Raw genomic sequence first — 5,914 nt, 5'->3', positions numbered from 1 at the left:
GCGAACAACTCGCGGCCAAGAGCGTGCAGTGCCGACCGGACTGGCTGGGCTTGCCGCAGACCATCGCCGTGTATCGCTGTGCGGCCCAGCACAGCACGGGCAAGTTCGCCGAGCGCTACAACAAGGCGGTGAAAGACATCGAAGCGCGTATGCGCCAATAAGGTCGCAGGCTTCACCGATGCGCGAGGGCGGCATTTGGAATGCGACTGAATGCCCCGCACCACTCCCGGCACAGCTTGCTCAAGTCGCCCCTATCTGAAGTGACAATGGAAAAAGCCCGAACGGTCCCCGTCCGGGCTTTTCTTTTTACCGCTGAGGGTGCAGCTTATTTGCGCGTCGGCGGCAAATCCGTGCAAGACCCGTGCGCCACTTCCGCCGCCATGCCGATGCTTTCGCCAAGCGTGGGGTGCGGGTGGAGATGCTTGGCTTCAAACAGCACTTGACCCATTAACTCTACATATGTAGAGTTAATGAATGACACGAACACGCGCACCCTCGCAGCAGGCCATGGCCGTGCTGCTAGTTCTGGCCGACGCCGGCGAAGAATGGCGTCATGGCTACGACATTTCAGTGCAGGCGGACATCAAATCCGGCACGCTGTACCCCTTACTCATGCGGCTTGAAGCTCAAGGCCAGCTCGAGGCGGTGTGGCGGGAGTCGCCCACACCGGGCCGGCCGCCACGCCACGCCTACCGCTTGACGCAAGCCGGCCGCACCTGGCTGGCCGGCATGGGCGAGGCGCTCGATCAAGCGCGGGCTCGGCGCCGGGCCGCTGAGCTTCAAGCCGGCTGGGCTGTCGCGCCGCGTTCATCGACCAAGCCATCATGAGCAAACCCGCACAAACCGCGGTGAGGCTCGTCCTCGCGCGATGGCTGATGCGCGCATGCCTTGCCCTCATGCCAAGAGCACAGGCGCCCTGGGCGCGCGCCATGGCTGCAGAGCTCGACGAGATTGGCACCGCCGGAGCAGCTTGCAGTTTTGCGCTGGGTTGCCTGGCGCTGGCGCTGAAGCTGCGCCTGTTCTCGACCTGGCAATCGGCTGCAGCTAGCGCCAAGCGCATGACCGGAGCGTTTGCATACCGGGGCCTGGGCGGCACCTTGCTGAAGCAAGTGCATGAGGCAAGCGCGGCCCGCCTCGGCGCCGCAAGCGCCTGCCTGGCGGTGCTGATGGGCGGCGTATTCATGGTCATGGAGGGCGCACCCAAGGCCTGGCCCTGGATGAACGGCGTGTCCTTGGCCTTTGCGCTGGCCAGCCTGGCCCTGCTGCCCAAACAAGGGCTTCAAACGGACCTACGCCTGCGCGAACGACTCAGCCTCCTACTGGGCGGCCTCTTGCTGGCGAGTTGCGCATTGGAAGCCCGCGAGGGATTGAACGGGCGTTGGCTGCAGTTGGGCCCAGTGAGCGTGCAACTGGTGTGGCTGCTCGTGCCCAGCCTGCTCTTGCTGTCGAATCGTCGGGCCGGACAGGCACAAGCCAGCCGTCCCCTGTGCAGCGTCCTGGGCTTGCTCCTGGCCATCGCCGCGCTCTGGGCGCAAACGGAGCCGATGTGGCTGTTGCTGATGGGTCTGTTGCTGCTGCTGCGCAGCGCGCAAAGAAGCGAGCCTCAAGCGGGTCATCAGGCCGAAGCTTTGCTGGCCTGCCTGGCATTGCTGGCGGCCGGCTGGAGCAGCCAGCACTGGCAGATGCCAAGCAGCCAGGCCTTCGTCGATCAGGTCCTGCTGCAAGCCTGGTCGCACAGCCCTCAGCCTTTGCTGACGGGGCTGATGCTCGCCGCCCTGATGCTCTTGGTCTTGCCAGGATGGCGCCACCGGCACGCACGCGAACACAGCCTGCTCTGGGCCGGCCTTCTGTTGCTGAGCCTGCCGGGCTTCCTGCCAACGCCGCTGCTGGGCATGGGCGGCAGCGCCATCTTGGGCTATGTGCTCAGCCTTGCGGCCGTATCGGGGCCTGAGCCCAGCCCACTGGCGCCCAGCAAGCCAGCGCATCCGTCCCGACACCGGCGAGAGCCGCACAAAGCCCCATGGCGACGGCTCAAGCCTCGCTAGACCAGGCTGAACCTGCCCCAACTCCAAGCCCAGCCGACTCGCATTCCCCTGCGGCCCCGCATCGCTGACTGAGCTCACCCGAGACAAGGTGAGGCTGCCGCATGGCCGCTTGTATTTCTCGTTTTATCCGCGGCCGCTCAGCCACTCCGCCTGCACAGCCAGGCACGCATCACCCACATGAAACACCAAGCCACCATGAAGCGCTCTCGCCGCACCTACTTCTTTGTCTCCGCCGCCTTGCTGCTGGCCCTCAGCATCAGCGCGCTTCTCTGGCAACGCTGGAGTCAACCCTGGGGGGACCAGGCCGTGAATTTCACGCCGGCACAGCAGGAATGCGGGCAAGAAGGGCAGCTTCGCTACTGCATCAACCGGGATGCGGGCGGCGTGAACGGCGACTGGCTCTACCACCTGCATGGCCGCAAGCTCGACGAAACCATCTGGAACGACCCGTCCTATATGACCGCCATGGTCCAAGGCGCTTGGCAGCAGATGGGCCAAAGCCCGCCCACCGTGGTGACGCTGTCCTACGGACCCGTGTGGTTGCTCACCCCCAAGGGCAAAGCCGAAGCCAGCGGCTTGCTTGAGCGGATCCACACTGACATGGCAGCCATCGAAGCGCGCCACGGACGCCCGGAGCGCCGTTTGCTGCTGGGGGAATCCATGGGCGGACTCAATGCCCTGATCCTGGGCCTGAGCCGGCCTGAGCACTTTGCCAAGGTGGCCGCGCTGTGCCCCGGTGTCTATGTAGATTCGCCGTTCGCACCCCTGAGCCAGCTGAAGGCTGCGCTGGAGCGTACAGGTGCCGACCCAAAGATCGGCTTCGGCGTCGTCCGTCTGGCGCGCCAGTATGTGACGGACGATGCGGAATGGCAGCGCGTTTCGCCGCTGGCCTTGATCGAACAAGAACTCCCCGCTTCAAGCCCACGTCCGCAGCTCTATGTCTCCAACGGCCTGTACGACCGCTATGGCAATTTCGAGGGCAGCCAGCGCCTGATCGAACGCGCGCGCGCTCAGGGTTGGCAGACCGAATGGCACCCGATTTACGGCGGCCACTGTGCGAGCGACATCGACTCGCTTGCGCGATTCCTGCTTCCCGGCTGACGGCTTCCTGCACCCACAACAAGGGGGCTCGATGCTGCTTCCTGGCTGGCACAACCCGCTTCAGGCGTTCACGCGCCCGATCTTGTTCGAACGAATCGCCCCGGACAGTCTCCCGTCCGGGGAGACTATTTGCCATCAACCCAAGGATTTGCTTGCGCGCCGGCTGAGCGTCTATCTGAGTCGCTCACAGCCGAGCAGCCCGTGCCGCCAGAAACCGCCGGTCGCTGTCGAGCATCGCCAGTTCGATGGCCCGGTCGTACGCCTGCCGGGCTGCGCCGGTCTGGCCCGCCATGGCGAGCACGGCGGCGCGCGCGGCATGCAAGGGCTGGAAGTCTGCCAGGGGCTCCTGCAGTTCGTTCAGTGTGGCCACCGCAGCGGCCAGCAGCCCGTTCTCGGCCATCGCGACGGCGTGATTGACGCGCGCCACCGGCGTCGGCTCCAGAGGGAGCAGCGCCGTGTACAGATGAAGAATCTGAGGCCAGTCTGGCGCAGGTTCGGCCATCTGGCACGCGCTGATCGCCGCTTTGATCTGGAACGGCCCGGCCCGTTTGCGCCGCAGTGCTGTCTCCAGCCTGTGCCGCCCTTCGGCTTCCACCTCGCGATGCCAGAGTCGGCGGTCCTGTTCGGCGGGCGGCACCGTCTCGCCGCAGGCGCTGACCCTCGCCGCTCGACGGGCATCGGTCAGCAGCATCAGTGCGAGTGCGCCTTCGATCTCGGGCTGCTCGGGACACAAAGCATCCAGCAAGCGCGCCAGAAACAGCGCCTCGCCACAAAGATCGCGCGCCTCGTCGGGTGCGGCGGTATAGCCGGTGGTGAAGATAAGGTAGACGGTGGTGAGAACTGCCTGCAAGCGATCATCCCATTGCTCGGGCGGTGGCACGGCGTAGGCGATACCCGAGCGAGCGATCTTGGTTTTGGCCCGGCTCAGCCGCTGGCCCATGGTGGCTTCTTGATCGAGGAACAGACGGGCGATCTCGCCGGTGGACAGGCCACACACGGTCCGCAGCGTCAGTGCCACCCGCGACTTGAGTTCCAGCGCGGGGTGGCAGCACATGAAGATCAGACGCAACCGCTCGTCAGGAATGGGCTCAGGCTCGTCTTGACCGAGCAATTCCTTGACCAGTTGTACCGCCGCCTCGCGCTCGCCGTCGCGGCCCTCGGCACGCAGTTGGTCGAGCGCCTTGCGAAAGGCCACACGGATCAGCCAGCCCTGGGGCGACTGGGGCAGACCATCACGCGCCCAATGGCTCAGCGCTGACAAGCAGGCTTCTTGCAAGGCATCTTCCGCGCGCTGGAGGGAACCGAGCCGGTGCGTCAACGCGGCCATCAGCCGCCCCCGGTCGCGGCGCAGCACGGTGTCCAGCGCCTGGACAAGCGCGATGGCCTGGGCGGGGGCGCTCATTCGCTGGCCAGCGATCAGGCGTCGGCCGGGTCGTAGTTCAGCAAGGGCCGCACCTCGACGGTGCCAAATGCGGCCACCGGGATCTGCGCCGCGTAGCGCAGGGCGGTGTCGAGGTCGGGCACGTCCAGCACGTAGTAACCACCCAAGTGCTCGCGAGTTTCGGCAAACGGGCCGTCCATGGTTTCGACCTTGCCGCCGCGCAACTTGATGGAAGTGGCGGTTTCAATACCTTGCAGGCCTTCGCCGCCGCGCAGAACGCCCTCGGCCTGGGCCTTTGCGCTGAAGGCGGCGAAGTCGGCCATCATGGCCTGGAACTCGGGCGTGCCGTAGACAGGCTCGGCATCCGGCGTGCTGTAGAGCAAGAACATGTATTGCATGGTGAATTCTCCAAAGGATGCTGGGAACAATGGGACGGGGGCTGGCGACCTCACAGACCGAACGAGCTTACGTGCAGGCCGCCCATCACGATGAGCAGCGCCAGCAGCGGCACTGCCCCCCGTTTAAGACGCCGCCGAGGATGCGGATTTCGACATCGACGCGAACTATTTTTTTGCTGACCTGCGTATCCCGTGGGTCGGTCTTCGAGCGCAGCGCCAGGAACCCCAAGTGCACGAAGGTGAGTATTGCGCAGACTTCGAGCATCGCAAGCCTGCCCCACAGCGACGGCCGTCTCGCCCTTCTTTTCCCGCATCACCAACTGACCTGCGAACCAAGCCAATTGCCCGATGCGGCTTGTGCTGCTTCATCCCAGTCCGACGCTGGCTCCGCGCCCTCCCCGGCATGACGCCCGCTCAGACGAAACAAAGCCCCGGACAGCTTCCCGTCCGGGGCTTTGGTTTGCTTGTCAGCGCTGAAGCGGATTACTTGCGGGTCGGCGGCAAATCCGTGCAGCTGCCATGCGCCACTTCCGCCGCCATGCCGATGCTTTCGCCCAGCGTCGGGTGCGGGTGGATGGTTTTGCCGATGTCCACCGCATTGGCGCCCATCTCGATGGCCAGGGCGATCTCGCCGATCATGTCGCCGGCGTGCGTCCCGACAATGCCGCCGCCCAGGATCTTGCCGTGGCCGTGGGCTTCTTCGCTGTCGTCAAACAGCAGTTTGGTGAAGCCTTCATCGCGGCCGTTGGCAATCGCGCGGCCGGATGCCGTCCAGGGGAACAAGCCCTTCTTGACCTTGATGCCTTGGGCCTTGGCCTGGTCTTCGGTGAGACCCACCCACGCCACTTCGGGGTCGGTGTAGGCCACGCTCGGGATCACGCGAGCATCGAACTGGCTCTTGGCTAACTTTGCATCGCCAAGGATGGCGCCGGCTGCCACTTCGGCCGCCACATGGGCCTCGTGCACCGCTTTGTGCGCCAACATCGGCT

Annotated in this window: 5 protein-coding genes and 1 pseudogene; 3 read left to right on the top strand and 3 right to left on the bottom strand. The window is 65.3% G+C overall.

What is annotated here, in order from left to right:
• Positions 1 to 474 precede the first annotated feature (474 nt).
• The 3 genes from ACOVRJ_RS08770 (at position 475) to ACOVRJ_RS08760 (ending at position 3,146) form a co-directional block, all read left to right on the top strand.
• Positions 475 to 828 carry a PadR family transcriptional regulator gene (locus ACOVRJ_RS08770; RefSeq protein WP_422043481.1) on the top strand — a complete coding sequence of 118 codons (354 nt, stop codon included), beginning with the start codon at positions 475 to 477 and terminating at the stop codon, positions 826 to 828.
• 101 nt (positions 829 to 929) lie between these two features.
• Positions 930 to 2,045: a hypothetical protein gene (locus ACOVRJ_RS08765; RefSeq protein ID WP_422043480.1), complete on the top strand. Its 1,116-nt coding sequence runs from the start codon at positions 930 to 932 to the stop codon at positions 2,043 to 2,045.
• Positions 2,046 to 2,240: 195 nt separating this feature from the next.
• Positions 2,241 to 3,146 carry an alpha/beta hydrolase-fold protein gene (locus ACOVRJ_RS08760; protein WP_422043479.1) on the top strand — a complete coding sequence of 302 codons (906 nt, stop codon included), beginning with the start codon at positions 2,241 to 2,243 and terminating at the stop codon, positions 3,144 to 3,146.
• Positions 3,147 to 3,330: 184 nt separating this feature from the next.
• On the opposite strand, the gene ACOVRJ_RS08755 is transcribed toward ACOVRJ_RS08760, so the two are convergent.
• From ACOVRJ_RS08755 to ACOVRJ_RS08745, 3 genes and pseudogenes are all read right to left on the bottom strand, one after another.
• A complete protein-coding gene (locus tag ACOVRJ_RS08755) occupies positions 3,331 to 4,548 on the bottom strand; it encodes an RNA polymerase sigma factor (RefSeq protein ID WP_422043478.1) in 1,218 nt (405 codons plus the stop codon).
• A 14-nt stretch (positions 4,549 to 4,562) separates the two neighbouring features.
• Positions 4,563 to 4,925: a YciI family protein gene (locus ACOVRJ_RS08750; RefSeq protein ID WP_422043477.1), complete on the bottom strand. Its 363-nt coding sequence runs from the start codon at positions 4,923 to 4,925 to the stop codon at positions 4,563 to 4,565.
• A 483-nt stretch (positions 4,926 to 5,408) separates the two neighbouring features.
• Positions 5,409 to 5,914: pseudogene (locus ACOVRJ_RS08745) on the bottom strand (dihydrolipoyl dehydrogenase); the annotation flags it as partial.

The organism is Roseateles sp., assembly GCF_049240545.1.
Lineage (GTDB): Bacteria > Pseudomonadota > Gammaproteobacteria > Burkholderiales > Burkholderiaceae_C > Paucibacter_A.
Note: the sequence above shows the minus strand (reverse complement) of the source record. Positions and strands in the feature narration are given on the sequence as shown.